The following is a 20,237-nucleotide window of genomic DNA, read 5'->3' as shown; positions in this document are numbered from 1 at the left end:
TTTCCCGACGGTCGGTCACGGTGTTCGCCCATATGGACCGTGGACGTGCCGCATCCGCGACGCGGGGTGACCATCGAACTCGGGCCGCGCCACGAACCGCTGCGCGACCGGCCTCCCCGAAGGGAATGCCCACATGACCGCCCTGTCCGAATCCTCCGCCCCGCCCGCACCCGCGGACCGCGACTCCGCCCGGCTGCGGGTCGTCCTCTTCTGCGACATCAACGAGGGTCAGCAGCAGCGCTTCCTCGACGCGTACGAGCACATGCGCCACGAGGTCGCCGCCGTCCCCGGCCACATCAGCGACCAGCTCTGCCAGTCGATCGACGAGCCCACCAAGTGGCTCATCACCAGCGAGTGGGAGAACGCCGCCAGCTTTCTCGACTGGGTCGACAGCCCCGACCACATCGAGATGGTCAAGCCGCTGCACGGCTGCGTCCGCGACACCCGGTCGCTGCGCTTCACCGTCGCCCACCAGACCGGCTCGCCCTGCACCGCGGAGTCCGGCTGCCGGCTCGGCGGCCGGGCGGCGGCGGCCCTCTCCGACCGGGGCGGGCAGGCCGGGGGCGCCGCGGGTGCGGGCACCGGCCTGCAGGAGCGCCCCGCCGGCGCCGGCCGGCCGCAGGGCGGCCCCCAGCACGGCGGCCCCCAGCACGGCGGAGCGGCCCGCCACGGCGGTGTGGTGCGCCACGCGCTGACCTTCACCGTGAAGCCCGGCACCGAGCAGGCCGTCGCAGGCATCCTCGCCGGCTACCGCTCGCCGCAGGCCCGCGTCGACGAGGACACCCGCCTGCTGCGCACCTCCCTCTTCATGCACGGCAACCGGGTCGTGCGCGCCGTCGAGGTCGAGGGCGACCTCGCCGCCGCGCTGCGCCACGTCTCCCAGCAGCCCGAGGTGCGCGCCGTCGAGGAGGCGATCAACCCCCACCTGGAGCAGCCCCGCGACTTCGCCGACCCGGCGTCCGTCCGGTCCTTCTTCGCCCGCGCCGCCCTGCCCGCCGCCCACCACGCCGAGGCCCCCGACGCCGACCGCGCCGAGGTCCGCCGCCGCGCCCTGCTCTACCCGGTGCGCCGCGGCTGCGCCCAGGTCGCGGCGAAGCTGCTGGCCGGCCACGACGAGCAGGCCGTGCGGAACCCGGACGGGCCGCTGGTCCGCTCCACGGTCTTCCAGCGCGACGACCTCGTCGTCCGGGTGGTCGACGTCCGGGCGAACGCCCCGGAGGACCCGGCCGCCGTCGCCGGCGTGGGCCGCGGCCCGGCCGCCGCCGAGCTCACCCACCTGCTGGAGCCCGGCGAGGACCTGCTGCTGTCCACCGCCGAGGGCCTGCGGCGCTTCCTCGCCGCCTACGACCTCGCCCTCGTCACCGACCGCGCCTCGCAGGGCTCCTGACCCCGTGCGGGTGCCCCTCCCCCCTCCCTCCCCCCTCCCTTCCCCCTCCTCTTCCTTCCCCCCACGGATCCCGCTGCGGATCCCCTCACGGAGGCAACGGCCATGACCGCCACCCCCCCTCGGATCGTCGACCTGCACGAGATCGAGCCCAACACCCGGCGCGGCGGCGACCTGCGCGCCATGCTCACCCCCACCACCGTCGGAGCGACCAGCGGCTTCATGGGCGTCGCCCTGGTGCAGCCCGGTGACCGCATCGGCGAGCACTACCACCCCTACTCCGAGGAGTTCGTCCACGTCGTCTGCGGCGCCCTGGAGGTCGACCTGGACGGCGTCACCTACGCCCTCGCCCCGGACCAGGGCCTGATGATCCCCCGCAACATGCGCCACCGGTTCCGCAACGTCGGCCGCGTGGAGGCCCGCATGGTCTTCCACCTCGGCCCGCTGGCGCCGCGCCCCGAGCTCGGGCACGTCGACACCGAGGACGAGGCCGGGCAGGACCGGCAGCAGGCCGACCGGGCGCAGTCCGTCGAGGCCCGCGCGTGAACCGGCGGGTTGCGGTCACCGGATTGGGCGTCGTCGCACCCGGGGGCGTGGGGGTGCCGGCGTTCTGGGACCTGCTCACCGCCGGCCGTACCGCGACCCGCGGTATCACGCTCTTCGACCCGGAGGGGTTCCGCTCCCGCATCGCCGCCGAGTGCGACTTCGACGCGGCGGCGTGCGGGGTGGACCCGCGCCGGGCCGGGCGCGCCGACCGGTACGTGCAGTTCGCGCTGGCCGCCTCGGGCGAGGCCCTGCGCGACTCCGGCCTGGACACCTCCCGCGAGGACCCCTGGCGGATCGGCGTCTCGCTGGGCACGGCCGTCGGCGGCACCACCCGCCTGGAGCACGACTACGTCGCCGTCTCCGGGTCGGGCCAGCGCTGGGCGGTGGACCACCTGCGGGCCGGCCCCCACCTGCACCGGGCGTTCTCGCCCAGCGCGCTGGCCTCCGAGGTCGCCGAGGACGTCGGCGCCCACGGGCCGGTCCAGACCGTCTCCACCGGCTGCACCTCCGGTCTGGACGCCGTCGGCTACGCCTTCCACGCCATCGAGGAGGGCAAGGCCGACGTGGTGGTGGCCGGCGCCTCCGACTCGCCCATCTCGCCGATCACGGTGGCGTGCTTCGACGCCATCAAGGCCACCTCCACCCGCAATGACGACCCGGCGCACGCCTCGCGCCCGTTCGACGCGGACCGGGACGGCTTCGTGCTCGGCGAGGGCGCGGCGGTGCTGGTGCTGGAGGAGCTGGAGCACGCGCGGCGCCGCGGCGCCCGCGTCCTGTGCGAGATCCGCGGCTTCGCCACCTTCGGCAACGCCTACCACATGACCGGGCTCACCCGGGAGGGCCTGGAGATGTCGCACGCCATCGACACCGCGCTCGACCACGCGCGGATCGACCCCGGCGAGGTCGACTACGTCAACGCCCACGGCTCGGGCACCCAGCAGAACGACCGCCACGAGACCGCCGCGGTCAAGCGGTCGCTCGGCGCGCACGCCTACGCGACCCCCATGAGCTCCATCAAGTCCATGGTGGGCCACTCGCTGGGCGCGATCGGCGCGATCGAGCTCGCCGCCTGCACCCTGGCGCTCTCCCGGGGCGTGGTGCCCCCCACCGCCAACTACGAGACCCCCGACCCCGAGTGCGACCTGGACTACGTGCCCCGCACGGCCCGCGAGGCGCCGCTGCGCACGGTCCTCTCGGTCGGCAGCGGGTTCGGCGGGTTCCAGTCCGCGGTGGTCCTGCAGCGCGACGAGGGCCGGCGGCGCAGCGCCGTGCGGGCCGACGGGAGGACGGCATGAGCAGCGAGCGGCGGGCGGTGGTGACCGGCATCGGCGTGGTCGCCCCCAACGGCATCGGCGCCGACGCCTTCTGGAAGGCGACCCGGGAGGGCGTCTGCGTCCTGGACCGGGTCTCCCGCGAGGGCTGCGAGGAGCTGCCGCTGCGGGTCGCGGGCGAGGTCCGCGGCTTCGACCCGCAGGAGGCGGTGGAGTCCCGCTTCACCGTGCAGACCGACCGGTTCACCCACTTCGCGATGGCGGCGGCCGACCTCGCGCTGGCCGACGCCCGGCTGGAGACCGGCTCCGGCTCGCCGTTCGACGTCGGGGTGGTCACCGCGGCCGGCTCCGGCGGCGGCGAGTTCGGCCAGCGCGAGCTCCAGCAGCTGTGGGGCAAGGGGCCCCGGTTCGTCGGCCCCTACCAGTCGATCGCCTGGTTCTACGCGGCCAGCACCGGCCAGATCTCGATCCGCGGCGGCTTCAAGGGCCCCTGCGGCGTGCTCACGAACGACGAGGCCGGCGGCCTGGACGCCCTCGCCCACGCCCGCCGCGGCATCCGGCGCGGCGCCCGGGCGGTCGTCGTCGGCTCCGCCGAGGCGCCGCTGGCCCCGTACTCGGCGGTCTGCCAGCTCGGCTACGCGGAGCTGAGCCGCTCCGGGGAGCCGGCCCGCGCCTACCTGCCGTTCACCGGCGACGCCTGCGGGTTCGCCCCCGCGGAGGGCGGCGCGATGCTCGTGCTGGAGGAGGAGGGGGCCGCCCGCGGGCGCGGCGCGGCCGTCCGCGCCGTCGTCGCCGGGCACGCCGCCACCTTCACCGGCACCGACGGCTGGCAGCGCTCCCGCGAGGGGCTCGCGCACGCCGCCCGCGCCGCCCTGGCGGAGGCGGGCTGCGCGCCGGAGGAGGTCGACGTGGTCTTCGCCGACGCCCTCGGCGTCCCGGAGGCCGACCGCGCCGAGGCCCTGGCCCTGGCCGACGTCCTCGGCCCGCGGGCCTCCCGGGTTCCGGTCACCGCGCCCAAGACCGGCACCGGCCGCGCCTACTGCGGCGGACCGGTGCTCGACACGGCCGCCGCCGTGCTGGCCATGGAGAGCGGGGTGGTGCCCCCCACGCCGAACGTCGTGGACGTCGCCCACGACCTCGACCTGGTGACCCGCACCGCCCGTCCCGCCGAGCTGCGCACCGCGCTCGTGCTCGCGCGGGGACTGATGGGCTGCAACGCCGCGCTCGTCCTGCGCCGCGGCAGCGGCACCGACCGGCCGTGACCGGGGCCGCAGCGCCCCGCCCCCACGGCCGCCACCTGCGAAGGAGAACCCCCTGATGAACGATTCCCTGACCTTCGGCGACCTGGCCACGCTGATGAAGTCCTGCGCGGGCGTCTCCGTCGACCCCGCGGAGATGGAGAGCCGTCCCGCCGCGACCTTCGAGGAGTTCGGCCTGGACTCGCTCGGCCTGCTCGGCGTCGTCGCGGCGCTGGAGAACCGCCGCGGCGCCCCGATCGGTCCCGGCGCCGAGTCCTGCAGGACGCCCCACGAGTTCCTGGCCCTGGCCAACGACCGCCTGGCGGCCTGACCGGCCCGGCCGGCCGGCCCGCCGGTCCCGTCAGTCCCGTCCGAAGTCCCGTCCGACCCGTCCGGTACCGGTGCACCCCGCCCGGTACCGGGGGGCCGGCCCCGTGGGGCCGGCCCGCAGCACCCGACCCTGGAGCAGCGCACATGTCCGCAACCGTCGGCCACACCGACAACGAGATCGTCATCGCCGCCCCCCTCGACCTCGTCTGGGAGGTCACCAACGACCTGGAGCGCTGGCCGCAGCTCTTCAGCGAGTACGCCTCCGTCGAGGTGATGGAGCGCAGGGGCGCGAAGACCACCTTCCGCCTCACCATGCACCCCGACGAGAACGGCAAGGTGTGGAGCTGGGTCAGCGAGCGCGAGCCCGACCCCGCCACGCACACCGTCACCGCCCGCCGCGTCGAGACCGGGCCGTTCCGCCACATGGACATCCGCTGGGAGTACCACCAGGTGGCCGACGGCACCCGGATGCGGTGGATCCAGGACTTCGCCATGAAGCCCGAGGCGCCCGTCGACGACGCCTGGATGACCGACAACATCAACCGCAACTCGCGGATCCAGATGGAGCTCATCCGGGACAAGGTCGAGAAGGAGGCCCGCGAGCGGGGCGTCGACCCGGCCCCCGCCGCCAGCCGCTGAGCCCCGCTGAACCCTGCGGCGCCCCCGCCGCAGCCCCGCACCACGCGCCGGGCCCGGCCGACGGCGGACCACCGCGCCGTCGGCCGGGCCCGTCCCGGCACGCCCCGTCCCCGAGGAGGAACCCTCCGTGTACCGCTCCCTCATCGTCGCCCGCATGAAGCCCGACTCCGCCCCCGACATCGCCGAGGTCTTCGCCGCCTCCGACCGGGGCGAGCTGCCGCACCTGATCGGGGTGCGCGGCCGCAGCCTCTTCCAGTTCGGTGAGCTCTACATGCACCTCATCGAGGCCGACCGCCCCCCGGGCCCCGAGGTGGCGAAGCAGGTCCGCCACCCCGAGTTCCGGGAGGTCAGCGAGCGGCTGCTGCCGTTCGTCTCCGCGTACGACCCCGCGACCTGGCGGGAGCCCAAGGACGCCATGGCGTACGAGTTCTACCGCTGGGAGCGGGACGCCTGACCGGGCGGCGGGCGGGCGCCGGGTGCCCGGCGCCGCCCGCCGGGTGCCCCTACTCGGGCACCACGGCGTCGAAGGCGTGCAGGTAGGGGTTGACGGGCCGGACGTCGCCGACCTTCAGCCCCGCCTCCTCCATCAGCGCGACCAGGCCGTCCTGGGTGTGCTTGCGCCCGCCCACGTTGAGGAGCAGCAGCAGGTCCATGGCGGCCGTGAACGGCATGGAGGCCGTCTCGTCCACCAGGTTCTCGATCACCAGGACCCGCGCGCCCGGCCGGGCCGCGGCGACCGTGTTGCGCAGGGTCGCGCGGGTGCTCCGGTCGTCCCACTCCAGGATGTTCTTGATGATGTAGAGGTCCGCCTGCACGGGGATCGCCTGCCGGCAGTCGCCCGGCACGAGCTCCACCCGGTCCGCCAGCGCGCCGCCGTCCCGCAGCCGCGGGTCCGCGTTCGCCACCACGCCCGGCAGGTCGAGCAGGGCGCCGCGCAGGTCGGGGTTGCGCTCCAGCAGGCCGGCCAGCACGTGGCCCTGGCCGCCGCCGATGTCGGCGACCAGGGAGACGCCCCGCAGGTCCAGCATCTCCGCGATGTCCTGTGCGGACTGGCGGCTGGAGTGCGTCATCGCCTTGTTGAAGACCTCCGCCGACTCGGGCGCGTCCTCGTGCAGGTACGTGAAGAACTCCTTGCCGTACAGCTCGTGGAAGACGTGGCCGCCGCGCCGGACCGCCTCGTCCAGGTGCTGCCAGGCGTCCCAGGTCCACGGCTCGGTGGTCCACAGTGAGACGTACCGCATGGAGCGGGGGGTGTCCTCGCGCAGCATCCGCGACATCGCGGTGTGGACGAAGCGGCCCTCGCCGTCCTCGGCGAAGACCCCCTGGCAGGTCAGCGCCCGCATCAGGCGGCGCAGTGCCTGGGGGTCCGCGTCCACCGCGGCGGCCAGCTCGCCGGCCGTGACGGGGTTGTCGCCGAGGGCGTCGGGCAGGCCGAGCCGGACGGCGGCGCGGACGGCGGCCGCGGAGGCGGCGCTGAAGGCGAGTTCGCGCAGGCGCATGGCCGCGCTCGGAGCTGCGGGCGCCACGGCGGCGGTGCTCTCCATGGGAACCCCTTTCTGCAGGTGGGACGGCGGGGGAAGGCGGGTGACCGCCGCCTCCCACGGTCGCCGACAGGGGCGGGGCGGCCCGGGCGGCGCGGCCGGGCCGCGGCGGGGACGACCCGAATGGCGGTCGCCCCGGCGGCCGAGCCCCGGGCGCCCGCGGGGGGTGCGGCGCAGGCCCGCGGGCGGCGCGCCGGGGAAGTTCCCGGACATCCGTCGCGAATGCGAGGTATGTCCGTTTCTGTTCTGTGGGTGATCTCACGAAGGGGCGCCCGGGGGCGGGTCCGGGCGGTGGTGTCGGGTAGGGCTGGAAGGGCAAGCCGGACGGCACGGCCGCCCCCGCCCCGGGGAGCGGCGGCCGGGGGCAGCTGATGGACGGCTCCCCGTCGTACGTCACCAACGACCAGGCGCTGGTGAGGAACCTGAAGCTCGACTACAAGGTCGTCTTCGCCGGCTCCGAGGCCGCCCAGATCACCCAGATGCGGCAGCTCGCCCGCGAGCACAGGCCGTTCCTCACCTCCTGGTACCGGCCGCAGTGGTTCTTCAGCGAGCTGCCCATGACGGAGGTGAGGCTCCCCGCCCGCACCGCCGCCTGCGACGCGAAGGCGCCCGAGGACGTCGACTGCGCCTACCCGACCACCCGGCTGCAGAAGTACCTCAACGCGGACTTCGCCGCGAAGGGCGGACCGGCCGCCGAGCTGCTGCGGAAGTTCCACTGGACCGAGAAGGACCAGAACGAGGTCGCCCTGGCCGTCGCCGACCGCAGGCTCACGCCGGAGAAGGCCGCCCGGGAGTGGGTCGACCGCCACCCGGACGTCTCGAAGGCGTGGCTCCCCGCGAAGCACTCCTGACCGCCCGGCCCGCCCGATACCGTGGAACGGTGCGCACCGTGGAGCTGACCTGCGACCCCGACTTCGACGACGCCGTGCGCGCGGTCTGGGGCCGGCTCGACGCCGCCGGACTGCCGAGCCTCACCCGCAACACCCACCCCACGCACCGCCCCCACCTCACCCTTGCGGCGGCCGGCTCTTTCCCCCCGGGGGCCCTGGAGCGGATCGACGACCTCCTCGCCCCCGCCCTGCCGCTCCGCGTGCGGCTCGCCGGCCTGCTCTCCTTCAGCGCCCGCAGCCGCCGCCGCGTCCTGGCCTGGGGCGTCGTGCCCACGCCGGAGCTGCTGGCGGTCCACGGTGCGGTGTGGGCGGCGCTGGACGGCGCGGACGAGCCGCACCCCCTGTACACGCCCGGCCGCTGGATGCCCCACATGAGCCTCACCCGCCGCCTGGAGCCCGAGCAGCTGGTCACCGCCCTGGAGGTGCTCGGCCGGCTCCCCGACCACCCGGGCGACCTGGACGCGGGCCGCAGCTACGACACCGACACCCGCACCACCGTCCCCCTCGGCGCCGCCTGACCCGGCCGCACCCGCCGTCCGGCCCCGCCGCCCGACCCGTCCGGCCCCGCCGCCCGACCCGGCCGCACGTCCGGCCCCGCCGCCCGGCCCCGCCGTCCGTTCGGCGCCGTCCCGCATCCCCGCCGCCGTGGCGGGTACGCCACCCGTACGCGGGCGGAGCCCCGCCGCCCGCCACGAGGCGCCCCCGCCGCGGAGGCGCCCGACGCGCGGGGCGGAGGCTGCCATGACGGTTCCCACGCGTTCCCCGGCCCGGCCCCCTGCCGGCAGCGTCCGCATGGGGCGGGCCGACGGGCGGTGGGTGCTCGCCGCCGCCGTCCTCGGCTCGGGGATGACGCTCCTCGACTCCACGGTCGTCAACGTCGCCCTGCCCGCCCTCGGCGACGACCTGCACGCCTCCCTCGCCGGACTCCAGTGGACCGTCAACGGCTACACCCTCACCCTCGCCGCGCTGATCCTCCTCGGCGGGTCGCTCGGCGACCGGTTCGGCCGCCGCCGGGTCTTCGTCGCGGGCACCGTCTGGTTCGCGCTCGCCTCCCTGCTGTGCGGACTGGCCCCGAGCACCGGACTGCTGGTCGCGGCCCGCGCCCTCCAGGGCGTCGGCGGGGCGCTGCTCACCCCGGGGTCGCTCGCCCTCATCCAGGCGTCCTTCGCCCGGGAGGACCGGGCCCGGGCGATCGGCGTCTGGTCCGGCATGGGCGGCGTGGCCGGCGCGCTGGGGCCGCTGCTCGGCGGCTGGCTGGTCGACGCGGCCAGCTGGCGCTGGGTCTTCCTCATCAACATCGTGCCCGCCGCCGCCGTCGTCGCGGTCGCCCTGCGCCACGTCCCGGAGAGCCGGGACGAGACCGCCTCCGGCCGCTTCGACTGGCCCGGGGCGCTCTGCGCCGCCGCCGGGCTCGCCGGGATCACCTACGCCCTCATCGGCGCCGCCGAGCCGGGCGCGGACCCCGCGGCGCTCACCGTCACCGGCGTGGCGGGCGCCGCCGCGCTGGCGGCCTTCGTCGTGGTCGAGCGGCACAGCCGCACCCCCATGCTGCCGCCCTCGATCTTCGCCGAGCGGCAGTTCACCGCCGCCAACGCGGTCACCTTCGCGGTCTACGCCGCGCTCGGCGGCGTCTTCTTCCTCCTCGTGGTCGACCTCCAGGTCGAGGCGGGGTTCTCGGCGCTCGCGGCGGGCGCCGCCCTGCTGCCGGTGACCGTGATCATGCTGCTGCTCTCCGAGCGGTCGGGGCGGCTGGCGGAGCGCATCGGACCGCGCATCCCGATGACCGTCGGGCCAGCCGTCTGTGCGGCCGGCCTGCTGCTGATGACCCGGATCGACCCCGCCGCCGACTACCTCACCGACGTCGTCCCCGCCGTCTGCGTCTTCGGCCTCGGCCTCGCCGCCACGGTGGCGCCGCTGACCGCGACCGTGCTCGGGGCGGCCGAGGAGCGGTACGCGGGCATCGCCTCCGGGGTGAACAACGCGGTGGCCCGGGCGGCGGGCCTCATCGCGGTGGCGGCCCTGCCCCTGGTCGTGGGCCTCTCCGGGGACGACTACCACGACCCGGCCGCCTTCGGCACGTCCTTCGATGCCGCCCTGCTGGTCTGCGCCGGCCTGCTGGCGGCCGGTGCGGTCCTGGCCTGGTGCACCATCCGTTCGGACGTGCTGCGCGGCCCGCAGGCCCCGGCCGAACCCCCGCCGTGCCGGTGCCACTGCGCGGTCGGCGCCCCGCCGCTGCAGCCGCCGGCGCGGGAGTGCCACTGAGCGCCCCGCCGCCCGTCGCGCGCCCCCGGGGCCGACCGGCTCCGGAGCCGGCGGTCCGCGCCGCGGACGGGTGGGCCGCGGACGGGTGAGCCGGGGGCGGGGCCATCCGGACGAAGCGGGGTGGCGCGATCCGGCCCCCGGGAAGGCCAGGTCGCCCACCGGCCCGACCCGCACCCGGTCATCCTGCGTGCACATTCGATCACCGAGAGTCGCCGGATGGGCGTTCCCGGCGATTGTCGGCCACATCGGCGTCCTGCCGCCGCGGCCGGTTCCGGTACGCCCGACTGTCCCTCGCGACACGGAACGGAAACACTGGCGCCGTCCGAAATCCGGCACGACATTCCCGAGGAGTGACCGATATGCGCAACCGTACGCGTACCGCCGCTGCCGCCGCCGCCCTGCTGGCCGCCACCGCGGCCCTGACCGGCGCCGGCCGGGCGTCCGCCGCCCCGACCGGCCTCTACGCGCCGAGCGCCCTGGTGCTGACCATGGCCCCCGGGGACGGCACCGACCCCGACGCCTCCGTGGCCCGCGCCGTGACCCTCAGCTGCGCCCCCGCGCCGAGCGGCACCCACCCCGCCGCGGCGGACGCCTGCGCGGGCCTCGCGGCGAGCGACGGGTCCTTCGCCGGGCTGCGCGGCGACGGCCGGCCCTGCCCGGCCGTCGCCGCTCGGGTGACGGTGACCGCCGACGGCGTGTGGCGGGGCAAGCGCGTCTCCTACCGCGAGACGTTCGGCAACTACTGCGCGGTGCTCACCTCTCGGGGCACGGTCTTCGACTTCTGACCCGGGCCCCGCCGCGCCGACCGGCCGTCCACCCCCGGCCGCGTCCGCGCCCCGCCCCGCACCGCCGCACGACCGGTGCCGCCGCACGACCGGTGCCGCCGCACGACCGGTACCGCCGTAGGACCGGTGCCGCCGCACGACGGGCGCCCCACGCCCCGCCGCACCACCGGCACCGCCGCCGCCCGTACCGTCCCGGCCCCTGCGGCCAGGGCCTCCGCCGCGCCGGAGGCCGCACCCCGCGCCGCCGACACCCCGGTCCCGCAGGGGGGCTGCGGATCCGGAGGGCCGCCGTCCGGAGCCCCTCCCCGGAGCGCGCAGCGCGCGTCCCGCCCCCCTTTCCACCCCCGGTGACCGGGGACACAGGGTGGACGCCGCGTGCGTCGCGCAGCCCGCCCCCTTATCCTTCCGCCATGGCGAATACTCGAACGCCCGTGCCCCGAGACGCACTGCGGACGCTGCTGGCGGGCAACCAGCGCTTTGTCTCCGGCGTGCCCGAGCACCCCAACCAGGATGCCGAGCGCCGCGCCGCCCTCGCCCCGGTCCAGCACCCCTTCGCTGTGCTCTTCGGGTGCTCCGACTCCAGACTCGCGGCGGAGATCATCTTCGACCGCGGCCTCGGCGACCTCTTCGTGGTCCGTACCGCAGGCCACGTGGCCGGCCCGGAGGTGCTCGGCAGTATCGAGTACGGCGTCAGCGTGCTCGACTGCCGCCTCGTCGTGGTCCTCGGCCACGACTCGTGCGGGGCCGTCGCGGCCGCCCGCGCCGCCCTGGAGGACGGACCCCCGGCGCCCGGGTACGTGCGCGACGTCGTCGAGCGCGTCACCCCGAGCGTGCTGGCCGCCCGCGCCGCCGGCATCGACGACCCCGACGGCATCGTGGACGAGCACATCCGCAACACCGTCGACCTCCTGCTCGACCGCTCCCGGGTGCTCGCCGACGAGGTGGCGGCGGGCCGCGCCGCCGTCGTCGGCCTCTCCTACCGCCTCGCCGACGGCAGCGCCCGGCTGGTCGCCGCCCGGGGGCTGGAGGAGGACGTCCTGGCGGGCGCCGCCCCCGCCGCGCCCCACCCGCGGACGGACGCCGGGCTCGCCTGACCCCGTCCCCCGTCCCCCTTCCTGCCGCCGGACCGCCGTCCTCGGCCGTCCGCCCTTGCCCGCGCCCCCGGCACCCCGCCGGGCGCGCGTAGCATGGAGGCGGACGGCGAGGAGGCGGACCATGGCCCCACCCGACCCCCCGCGGCCCCCGGCGGGCGACGCCGCACCCGGCCGCCCCCGCAGCCGCGCCGGACTGCTCAGCGAGGTCTCCACCGGCGGCCCGCTCGCCCTGACCGCCGTGCTCCGCCGCGCCGACCTCGGCGACGACACCGCAGCCCGTATGCCGGTCGCGGCACTGCTCCGCGCCCTGCCGGGCATGGGCCCCCTCACCGCCCACGACCTGCTCGGCGTCGCCCGTATCCGCGAGGACCAGCAGGTCCGCGACCTGCGGGACGACCAGCGGGGCGCCCTGCTGCAGATCGTCGGCCGCCTCGTCCGCACCGCGCCCCACGGCACCGCGCCCCACGGCACCGCGCCCCACGGCACCGCGCCCCACGGCACCGCACCCCACGGCACCGCGCCGACCTGACCGGCCCTGGGACCCCGGCTGCCGCACGCCCGCCCGGGACGCCGTCACCCCCGCTCCGCCCCGTCCGGCGCCCTCCCGTCCGGCGACCACCGGGCCGGGGCGCGCCCCGGCCCGGTGCACCGCTCCCGCACCGCGGCCGCCACCAGGGCGGCCGCGTCGCCGGCGAACAGCGCCCGCCCCGCCGCGACCTGGCGCTCGCGCACGCCCCCGCCGCGGGGCTCCGCGCCGGAGGACAGGGCGTCGAGGGCCCCGAGCAGCTCCCCGGGCGTCCGCGCGTACCCCGAGACCCCCAGCTCCGCCATCCGGCGCACCCCCGCCGCGCCGTGACCGGGGATCGGGCGGTGGCCGACCACGGGCAGGCCCGCAGCCAGGGCCTGGACCGCCGTCTGCCCCGCCGCGTTGTCCACCAGCGCCCCGCAGGTGCCCATCAGCCCGGCCAGGTCCGCCACCCAGCCGAGCGCCAGGACCCCCGGCAGCCGCCCCAGCCGCCGCCGCAGCCGCTCGTCGCGACCGCACAGCACCACCGCCAGGCGGCCCGACCCCGCCACCAGGCCGGCCGTGGCGTCCAGGCCCGAGCCCGCACCCCAGGCCCCGGCCGACACCAGGACGGGCTCCCGTCCGCCCCCGGCCCGGGACAGGAGCCGCCGCCAGTCCGCCGTGCCCGGCGCCGGGGCCCCGAACCGCGGCGGCACCACCGGCCCCGGCGCCGACGCCGCGCCGGCCCCGGACCGCCGCACCTCCTCCGCGGCCCCGGGGGAGACGCACAGGTGCAGGTCGTTCCCCGGGTGCAGCCACTGCCGGTGGACCGCGAAGTCCGTCACCACCACCACGGCGGGCACGGCGAGCCGCCCCTGCGCGCGCAGGCCGCCGGTCAGCTGGGCGGCCAGGTGGAAGACCGGCACCACCGCGTCCGTCCGCTCCGCCCGCACCAGGGAGAGCAGCCGCCGCTCCGCGAGCCGGGCCAGGGGCGCGCTGCCGGGCCGCGGGCCGGCGCCCGGCCGGAAGAACGCCGCGTACACCGCCCCGTAGGCCCACGGCAGGTGCCGCACCGCGCCCCGGTACCCGGCGTGCACGGCGGGGCCGAGGCCTGCCGGCAGCAGGTCGAGCACGTCGGCCCGTGCCACGTGGTGGCCCGCCGCCGACAGCCGGCGGCCGAGCTCCGCCGCGACCGCGTTGTGACCGGCGCCCATCCGGGCGCTCAGGACCAGGAACCGCCGCACCACCGGATGCGCCCTCCTTCCGGAACGGCCCGGGCCGCCGCCGCATGCGATCCCGCATGCGACCCCGTGCGCGGCCCTGCGCGGGCCCCCGTGGGTGACCCTGCGCAGGGAGCCACCACCTGTCGGTGACGATATCGCCACTTTTCTGGTTTACGGCATCCTGTGCCGGATACCCGGACAGAGCACGGCACACCGCTCACCCGAGGAGTCCGCAGTGGTGCCCGGAGCACACCCCGCCCCCACCGGCCGGCCGGCCCCGCCGGACCCGTCCGCCCGCCGGCCCGACCGGCACGGCGCCCCGCCGCGGGACGGCCGCGGGTCCCCGCCGGACCTCCGGACCGCCCTCGTCACCGGCGCCTCCTCGGGCATCGGCGCCGCCGTCGCCGTCCGGCTGGCCGCATCCGGCGGCTGGCGGCTGCTGCTGAGCGGCCGCGACCACGAGCGGCTCGCCCGGGTGTCCGCCGAGACCCGGGGCACCCCCCTGTCCGCCGACCTGGAGGACCCCGGGGCCTGCGCCCTCCTCGCCGACCGGGCGCTGGACGCCGCCGGCCGGATCGACCTGCTGGTCGCCGGGGCCGGCGTCGGCTGGGCGGGCCCCTTCACGGCCATGCCCGTCGCCGCGCTCCACCGGGTGCTCGCCGTGGACCTGGCGTCCGTCGTGCACCTCGTCCGGCTCGTGCTGCCGCAGATGGTCCGGCGCGGCAGCGGGCACGTCGTCCTCATCGGGTCGATCGCCGGGGCCGTGTCGGTCCGGGACGAGGCCGTGTACTCCGCCGCCAAGGCCGCGGTGGGGGCGTTCGCCGAGAGCCTGCGCTACGAGCTGGCGGGCAGCGGCGTCCGGGTGACCCTCGTGGTGCCCGGGGTGGTGGACACGCCCTTCTTCGTCCGACGCGGCGCCCCCTACCGCCGGGCTCACCCTCGCCCGATCCCGCCGGAGCGCGTCGCCGAGGCCGTCTGCGACGCGGTCGCGCACGGACGCGGCGAGGTGTTCGTCCCCGGCTGGCTGCGCCTCCCCGTCCGGCTCAGGGGCGCCGCACCCGTCCTGTACCGTCGGCTCGCGGCACGGTTCGGGTGACCCCCGGCCCTCCCGCCGCCGGCCGCCCCGCCGCACGGCCGGCCGGCCGCCTCCTCGCCCCCGCCGCCCTCCTGCTGCCGGCCGCCGCCCACGTCGGGCCCGCCGCCACCTGGCTGCCCCCCGTGCGCCGCCTGCTCCTCCCGGCCCTGGACGGCCGGGGCCGCCCCGACCACGTCGCGCTCACCTTCGACGACGGGCCGGACCCCGCCTCCACCCCGCACGTCCTCGCCGAACTGGACCGCCTGGGCCTGCGGGCCACCTTCTTCGTCCTCGGCGACGCCGTGCGCCGCCACCCCGGCCTGTGCGCCGCCGTCGCCCGGCAGGGCCACGAACTGGCCGTCCACGGCTGGACCCACACCCGCCCCTGGCTGCCCGACCCGCTGCGGGACCGCCGCGAGACCGCGCGCGCCGTCCGCGCCGTCCGGGAGGCGGCCGGCGTCCGGTGCCGCTGGTACCGGCCGCCGTACGGGATCCTCACCGGCGGCCGCTGGGCGGCCGCCCGGCACGCGGGGCTGCAGCCGGTCCTCTGGTCGGCCTGGGGCCGCGACTGGACCGCCGACGCCACCCCCGCGTCCGTCCTGGCCACCCTCGTCCGCGACCTGCGCGGCGGCGGCACGGTCCTGCTCCACGACTCCGACCGGGCCGCCGCGCCGGGCTGCTGGCGGTCCGCCCTGGGAGCCCTGCCGCTGCTCGCCGCGCACTGCCGTGACCGCGGCTGGCGTCTCGGGCCGCTCGCCGAGCACGGCCTCCGGACCCTTCGAACCGGTCCGCCCGGTCCGCCCGGTCCGCCCGGTCCGCCCGGTCCGCCCGGACGGCACCGACCGGACCGACCGGATCGGGCCGTCCCGACCAGCGCCGGGTGACCGGCACCGCCGCCGGGCCGGACCCCGGCCCGCGTCAGGCCCCCGGCCCCTGCGGACGGTCCTCGCCGCCGGACCCGCCGGACCCGCCGGACCCGCCGGACCCGCCGGACCCGCCGGACCCGCCCGACCCGCCGGACCCGCCCGACCCGCCGGCCAGCCGCTCCAGCACCGGGATCGCCGCGGCCAGGGCCGCGCCCTCCTCCGCGCTCAGCAGTGCCACCCGCCGCGACAGCAGCGCCGACCGCTCCCGCCGCAGCCGCGCGATCATCTCCGTGCCCGCCGCGGTCAGGGTGATCAGCCACGACCGCCTGTCCTGCGGGTCCGGCTCCCGGTCCACCAGCCCGCCCGCCGTCAGCTGCGCCAGCGTGCGCACCATCGACGGCGCCGCCACCCCCTCCCGCCCCGCCAGTTCGACGAGCCGGAGCGGCCCGTGCTGCTCGATCCTGGCCAGGGCGGACAGCTGGGCCGACGTCAGGTCCTGGCCGCCGGCAGCCTGCGTCAGCTGCCGGTTGAGCCGGGCGACCGCCAGTCGCAGCCGGGTGAGCCCGGCCGGATCGAGGGCGACCGGATCGAGCCCGGCCGGATCGGGGGCGGCCGGATCGGGGGCGGCCTGTGCCGCCGCGGGGGCGGGCTCCCGCGGCGGCACGGTGCTCGGCTCGGTCATGGTCGGCGGGGCCTCCTCGCAGCGGTCCGGCGCCCCGGACACCCGGCCCCGCCGCCCGGGGCGGGGCGTCCCGCGCCGGGCGGCGTCAGCGGACGGCTGCCCCGGCTGCGTCCGGGGCGTCCACCGTACCGGCCCTCCGCCCGCCCCGGCCCCTGTCGTGCACCAGCGAGGCCGCGGCCGCCACCAGCGACATGGCGATCGCCAGCCAGAAGACCACCACCAGGCCGTCGTGGAACGGCCCGGAGATCAGGTGCGGGAAGAACTCGCGGCCGGTGAGCGTGTGCGCGTTCCCGGCCGGGAGGTGCCCCAGCACGTCCGGTCCCAGCAGCCGCCCCACCGGGTTGCAGCCGAGGAACGCGGCGAACAGGGTGCCCACGGGCGGCAGCCCGGCGATGGTGTGCGCGGCCGGTGCGGGCACGCCCTGGGCGGTGAGCCCCGAGTCCAGCGCGCCCGGCAGCGACCCGGACAGGCCCGCCACCATCAGGGAGAAGAACAGCCCGATGGAGAGCACCATCCCGGCGTTCTGGAACGTGGCCCGCATTCCCGAGGCCGCGCCCCGCGCCTCCGGCGGCACCGCGGACATGATCAGCGAGGTGTTGGGCGCCGCGAAGAGCCCGCCGCCCAGGCCGTTGAGGAGGACCAGGAAGGCGAAGGCGGGGTAGCCGAAGTCCGTCGGCAGCAGCAGGAGGCCCGCGAAGGAGGCCGCCATCACCATCAGGCCGCCCGCCGCGAAGAGCCGCGCCCCGAACCGGTCCGACAGGTGTCCCGCGACCGGCCCGGCCGCCAGGAACCCGACGGTCAGCGGCACCAGGTAGATGCCCGCCCACAGGGGGGTGTCCGCGTAGTCGTAGCCGTGCAGCGGCAGCCAGATGCCCTGCAGCCAGATGATCAGCATGAACTGCAGGCCGCCGCGGGCCACCGAGCCGAGCAGCGTCGCCGCGTTGCCGCCCGCGAACACCGCGTCGCGGAAGAGCGCCAGCGGGAACATCGGCTCCGCCACCCGCGTCTCGACCAGGCAGAACAGGGCCAGGACCGCCGTCCCGCCCACCAGTCCGGCCAGCACCCACGGGTTGGTCCAGCCCATGGTGTGCCCGCCGTAGGGCTGGATGCCGTACGTGATGGCCGCCAGCAGCGCGGTCAGGCCGACGGCGAAGGTGACGTTGCCCCACCGGTCGATCCGGGCCGGCCGCCGCACGCCGGTGTCGCGCAGCGACCGGTACGCCCACACGGTGCCGACCACGCCGATCGGCACGTTGACCCAGAAGATCGACCGCCAGTACCACTCGGCCAGCAGGCCGCCCAGCACCAGTCCGACGAACGAGCCCGCGATGCCGGCGACGATGTTGACGCCCAGCGCCGTCCCGCGGCGCGAGACGGGGAACGCGTCGGTGATGATCGCCGCCGAGTTGGCCATCAGCATCGACCCGCCCACCGCCTGCGCGACCCGCCAGCCGATCAGCCACAGCGCGCCCGCTCCGCCGCGGAACGGGTCCAGGGAGAGCGCCACCGACGGCACGGTGAAGACCAGGAACCCGGCGTTGTAGATCCGCACCCGGCCGTGGATGTCGCCCAGCCCCCCCAGGGTCACCACCAGCACGGCGGTCACCAGCAGGTAGCCCATGAGCATCCACAGCAGGTAGCCGACGTTGCCGGGCAGCAGCGGGTCGAGCCCGATCCCGTTGAAGATCGCCGGCAGCGAGATCAGCACGATCGAGCTGTTGATCGTGGCGATCAGCGTGCCGAGGGTCGTGTTGGACAGCGCCGTCCACCCGTACCGGCCGCCCGGCTCCCCCGGGGCGCGGACCACGCCCGGGCCGCCCGGGCCCGCCGGCCCGTTCCCACCCGCCGGCCCGCCTGTCCCGTGCTGCTCGCCCTGGGCCGCCATCGGCCGTCCCCCTCGGGGCGTTAGCTGATGGCAACTAACGATAGTCCCGCAGGCCGGGCCGCGACAGGGGCGGCGGAGGCGCTCAGCCGCGCTCCGGACGCGGCGGGGCCGTGTCCGCGACGGCCGCCAGGTGCTCCGGGGTGCCCGTCGTGCGCTCCTTGCGGACGAACGCGGACCGCAGCCGGTGGTAGTCCCCGCCGGGCCCCCAGAAGTCGTGCCGCATCCGCTCCAGCTCCGCCCGTCGGCACTCCGCCAGCTCCGCCAGCCGCTCCGGCCCCAGCGCCGCCGCCTTCGCCGCGGTGCGCAGCGGCAGGTCGGGAGAGGCGGCCAGCTCCGCCGCCAGCCGGATCGCCTCCGCCCCGAACCCCTCCGGGGAGGCGCACACCACCCGGTCGACCAGGCCGATGCGGTGGGCGGCGGCCGAGCTCACCGGCAGCGCCTGGCGCATCAGCCGGTCCGCCCGGACCGGGCCGACCCGGCGCGGCAGCGAGTCCGTCCAGTACTCCGACCCGTACAGGCCCATCAGTCGGTAGTGCGGGTTGAGGACGGAGCCCGCCCTGCACCACACCTCGTCCGCGGCCAGCGCCAGCATCACCCCGCCCGCCGAGGCGTTGCCGCCCACGGCCGCCACGGTCAGCCGGTCGCCGGTGGTGAGGACCGCCTCCACCAGGTCGTCCATGGCGTTGATGTTCTCCCAGGACTCCGCGGCGGGGTCGGGGGCGGCCTCGATGACGTTCAGGTGGATGCCGTTGGAGAAGAAGTCCCGCGCGCCGCCCAGCACCAGCACGGAGGTCGGCCGGGTGAGCGCGTGCCGGTACGCGGCCAGCAGGCGGTGGCACTGCCCGGTGCTCATGGCGCCGCCGGGGAAGGAGAAGCGGAGCAGGCCGACCGGCCCGTGCTCGTGGTACTCGACCTCCGTCCAGGTGCGCCGGCCCGGGGGAGGCGTCAGCGGGGCGGGCACCTCCGGCACGTCCGGGAGGCTGCCGCCGAGCGCGGTCACCGCGGGCAGCTTGAAGCCGGCCGGACCGCCGGGGGTGCGCGGCCGCCGCAGCTGCGGGATCCACACCGCGCCGTCGACCGTGGCCCGGCAGACCGCTCCGTCGCGGGTGGCGACGATCCGGCCGGGCTCGCCCCGCAGGACGTCCTCGGGGTGGCCGCCGTGCAGGAACCACTCGGCGCCGAGCAGCACGTCCCGCACGCCCGGCTGGGAGTCGGCCGCCCGCAGCTTGCGCAGCACCAGGCCGGTCGGGTCCGACGACCAGTCGATCCGGCGGAGGTCCTGGGTGCACCAGGGCCGGGTGCGGACCTGGTCGTCCGCCGTCTGCCGCTGCGGGCTGTGGGTGCCGGAGGCGAACCGCTCCACCGCCCGCAGCACGGCGGCCGTCGCGGCGTCCGCCACCTCGCCCCGGTACAGGTCGCTCTTGCCCACCGGCGGCACCGCGCAGCCCGCCGCCGCCCACACGTCGCCGGCGTCCATCACCTCCTCGGCCTGCAGGACGGTGACGCCCCAGCGCTCCGCGCCCTCGGCGACCGCCCAGTCCAGGGAGGAGGGCCCGCGGTCGCCCACCGGGCCCGGGTGGACGACCAGGCAGGTGACGGCGGACCAGACGTCCTTGGGGATGGCTGTGGTGAGCATGGGCGCCACCACCAGGTCGGGGGAGTGGTGCGCCAGGGCGCGGCGGAAGCCGTCGTCCTCCCGGACGAGCTCCACGGCCACCCGGTGTCCGTGGTCGCGCAGTTCGGCGAAGACGCGCTGGGTGAGGCTGTTGAAGGCGCTGGCGACGAGCAGGATCTGCATGGCGGCCCACCTCGACGGGAGCGGCCGGCCCGGGAGAGGCCGGGAGAAGGACCCAGGCTGGCACACGCGGTCGTACCGACCGGCTCTGTTCGGGCCCGGGGTCACCCGTTCGCGTGATGCAGGCCCGGGGAGCGGAGGGCGAACGGCGCGCTCCCGGGGAGGGGCCCGCTGCGGCCGCTCCTGCGGTCCCGTCCGCGAAGCGGCGTGAACGGCGCGTCGCCAT

Annotated in this window: 19 protein-coding genes and 1 pseudogene; 15 read left to right on the top strand and 5 right to left on the bottom strand. The window is 77.2% G+C overall.

The window, feature by feature from the left end:
- Nucleotides 1–133 precede the first annotated feature (133 nt).
- The 7 genes from ACFY07_RS01575 to ACFY07_RS01545 all read left to right on the top strand — a co-directional run bounded on the left by ACFY07_RS01575 (nucleotide 134) and on the right by ACFY07_RS01545 (nucleotide 5,862).
- Entirely contained in the window at nucleotides 134–1,387 is a 1,254-nt protein-coding gene (locus tag ACFY07_RS01575; RefSeq protein ID WP_390866870.1) for a SchA/CurD-like domain-containing protein, read from the top strand.
- 102 nt (nucleotides 1,388–1,489) lie between these two features.
- Nucleotides 1,490–1,930 carry a cupin domain-containing protein gene (locus tag ACFY07_RS01570; RefSeq protein WP_230647528.1) on the top strand — a complete coding sequence of 147 codons (441 nt, stop codon included), beginning with the start codon at nucleotides 1,490–1,492 and terminating at the stop codon, nucleotides 1,928–1,930.
- A complete protein-coding gene (locus ACFY07_RS01565; protein ID WP_390866869.1) occupies nucleotides 1,927–3,225 on the top strand; it encodes a beta-ketoacyl-[acyl-carrier-protein] synthase family protein in 1,299 nt (432 codons plus the stop codon). The genes ACFY07_RS01570 and ACFY07_RS01565 overlap by 4 nt, the downstream gene beginning before the upstream one ends.
- Entirely contained in the window at nucleotides 3,222–4,463 is a 1,242-nt protein-coding gene (locus ACFY07_RS01560) for a beta-ketoacyl synthase N-terminal-like domain-containing protein (protein WP_390866868.1), read from the top strand. Before ACFY07_RS01565 ends, ACFY07_RS01560 begins: the two co-directional genes overlap by 4 nt.
- Before the next feature lie 55 nt (nucleotides 4,464–4,518).
- On the top strand, nucleotides 4,519–4,770 hold the full coding sequence (locus tag ACFY07_RS01555; protein ID WP_230647522.1) for an acyl carrier protein: 252 nt from the start codon (nucleotides 4,519–4,521) through the stop codon (nucleotides 4,768–4,770).
- 143 nt (nucleotides 4,771–4,913) lie between these two features.
- Entirely contained in the window at nucleotides 4,914–5,408 is a 495-nt protein-coding gene (locus tag ACFY07_RS01550) for an SRPBCC family protein (protein WP_230647521.1), read from the top strand.
- 127 nt (nucleotides 5,409–5,535) lie between these two features.
- Entirely contained in the window at nucleotides 5,536–5,862 is a 327-nt protein-coding gene (locus tag ACFY07_RS01545; RefSeq protein WP_230647519.1) for a TcmI family type II polyketide cyclase, read from the top strand.
- Nucleotides 5,863–5,911: 49 nt separating this feature from the next.
- Here the strand turns inward: ACFY07_RS01545 and ACFY07_RS01540 are convergent, their stop codons facing one another.
- Nucleotides 5,912–6,952 carry a methyltransferase gene (locus ACFY07_RS01540; RefSeq protein ID WP_390866867.1) on the bottom strand — a complete coding sequence of 347 codons (1,041 nt, stop codon included), beginning with the start codon at nucleotides 6,950–6,952 and terminating at the stop codon, nucleotides 5,912–5,914.
- A gap of 347 nt (nucleotides 6,953–7,299) precedes the next feature.
- Here ACFY07_RS01540 and ACFY07_RS01535 point away from each other — a divergent pair.
- The 6 genes and pseudogenes from ACFY07_RS01535 to ACFY07_RS01510 all read left to right on the top strand — a co-directional run.
- Nucleotides 7,300–7,800 (top strand): annotated as a pseudogene (locus tag ACFY07_RS01535) (glycine betaine ABC transporter substrate-binding protein); the annotation flags it as partial.
- Nucleotides 7,801–7,829: 29 nt separating this feature from the next.
- Nucleotides 7,830–8,357: a 2'-5' RNA ligase family protein gene (locus tag ACFY07_RS01530; protein WP_390866866.1), complete on the top strand. Its 528-nt coding sequence runs from the start codon at nucleotides 7,830–7,832 to the stop codon at nucleotides 8,355–8,357.
- 223 nt (nucleotides 8,358–8,580) lie between these two features.
- On the top strand, nucleotides 8,581–10,101 hold the full coding sequence (locus ACFY07_RS01525; protein ID WP_390866865.1) for an MFS transporter: 1,521 nt from the start codon (nucleotides 8,581–8,583) through the stop codon (nucleotides 10,099–10,101).
- Between the two features lie 359 nt (nucleotides 10,102–10,460).
- A complete protein-coding gene (locus ACFY07_RS01520) occupies nucleotides 10,461–10,886 on the top strand; it encodes an SSI family serine proteinase inhibitor (protein ID WP_390866863.1) in 426 nt (141 codons plus the stop codon).
- Nucleotides 10,887–11,296: 410 nt separating this feature from the next.
- The gene (locus ACFY07_RS01515; RefSeq protein WP_390866862.1) at nucleotides 11,297–11,980 is read left to right on the top strand and encodes a carbonic anhydrase; all 684 of its coding nucleotides are present in this window, start codon (nucleotides 11,297–11,299) and stop codon (nucleotides 11,978–11,980) included.
- A 121-nt stretch (nucleotides 11,981–12,101) separates the two neighbouring features.
- Entirely contained in the window at nucleotides 12,102–12,509 is a 408-nt protein-coding gene (locus ACFY07_RS01510; protein WP_390866861.1) for a hypothetical protein, read from the top strand.
- Nucleotides 12,510–12,553: 44 nt separating this feature from the next.
- Here ACFY07_RS01510 and ACFY07_RS01505 read toward each other — a convergent pair whose 3' ends face one another.
- Nucleotides 12,554–13,732 carry a galactosyldiacylglycerol synthase gene (locus ACFY07_RS01505; protein WP_390866860.1) on the bottom strand — a complete coding sequence of 393 codons (1,179 nt, stop codon included), beginning with the start codon at nucleotides 13,730–13,732 and terminating at the stop codon, nucleotides 12,554–12,556.
- Between the two features lie 214 nt (nucleotides 13,733–13,946).
- On the opposite strand from ACFY07_RS01505, the gene ACFY07_RS01500 reads away from it, so the two are divergent.
- On the top strand, nucleotides 13,947–14,804 hold the full coding sequence (locus ACFY07_RS01500) for an SDR family NAD(P)-dependent oxidoreductase (protein ID WP_390866859.1): 858 nt from the start codon (nucleotides 13,947–13,949) through the stop codon (nucleotides 14,802–14,804).
- Nucleotides 14,801–15,667, top strand: a complete 867-nt coding sequence (locus tag ACFY07_RS01495; protein ID WP_390866858.1) for a polysaccharide deacetylase family protein — start codon at nucleotides 14,801–14,803, stop codon at nucleotides 15,665–15,667. The genes ACFY07_RS01500 and ACFY07_RS01495 overlap by 4 nt, the downstream gene beginning before the upstream one ends.
- Before the next feature lie 34 nt (nucleotides 15,668–15,701).
- Here ACFY07_RS01495 and ACFY07_RS01490 read toward each other — a convergent pair whose 3' ends face one another.
- From ACFY07_RS01490 to ACFY07_RS01480, 3 genes are all read right to left on the bottom strand, one after another.
- Entirely contained in the window at nucleotides 15,702–16,331 is a 630-nt protein-coding gene (locus ACFY07_RS01490) for a MarR family winged helix-turn-helix transcriptional regulator (RefSeq protein WP_390866857.1), read from the bottom strand.
- 85 nt (nucleotides 16,332–16,416) lie between these two features.
- Nucleotides 16,417–18,216 (bottom strand): MFS transporter, encoded by a 1,800-nt coding sequence (locus tag ACFY07_RS01485; protein ID WP_390866856.1) that lies wholly within the window; start codon nucleotides 18,214–18,216, stop codon nucleotides 16,417–16,419.
- Nucleotides 18,217–18,298: 82 nt separating this feature from the next.
- Nucleotides 18,299–20,014 (bottom strand): hydrogenase maturation protein, encoded by a 1,716-nt coding sequence (locus ACFY07_RS01480; protein WP_390866855.1) that lies wholly within the window; start codon nucleotides 20,012–20,014, stop codon nucleotides 18,299–18,301.
- Nucleotides 20,015–20,237 lie beyond the last annotated feature (223 nt).

The sequence above is a fragment of the Streptomyces sp. NPDC001380 genome (genome assembly GCF_042895785.1).
Taxonomy (GTDB): domain Bacteria; phylum Actinomycetota; class Actinomycetes; order Streptomycetales; family Streptomycetaceae; genus Peterkaempfera.
The sequence above is the reverse complement of the archived record's forward strand: the minus strand, read 5'-3'. Positions and strand labels throughout refer to the sequence as shown.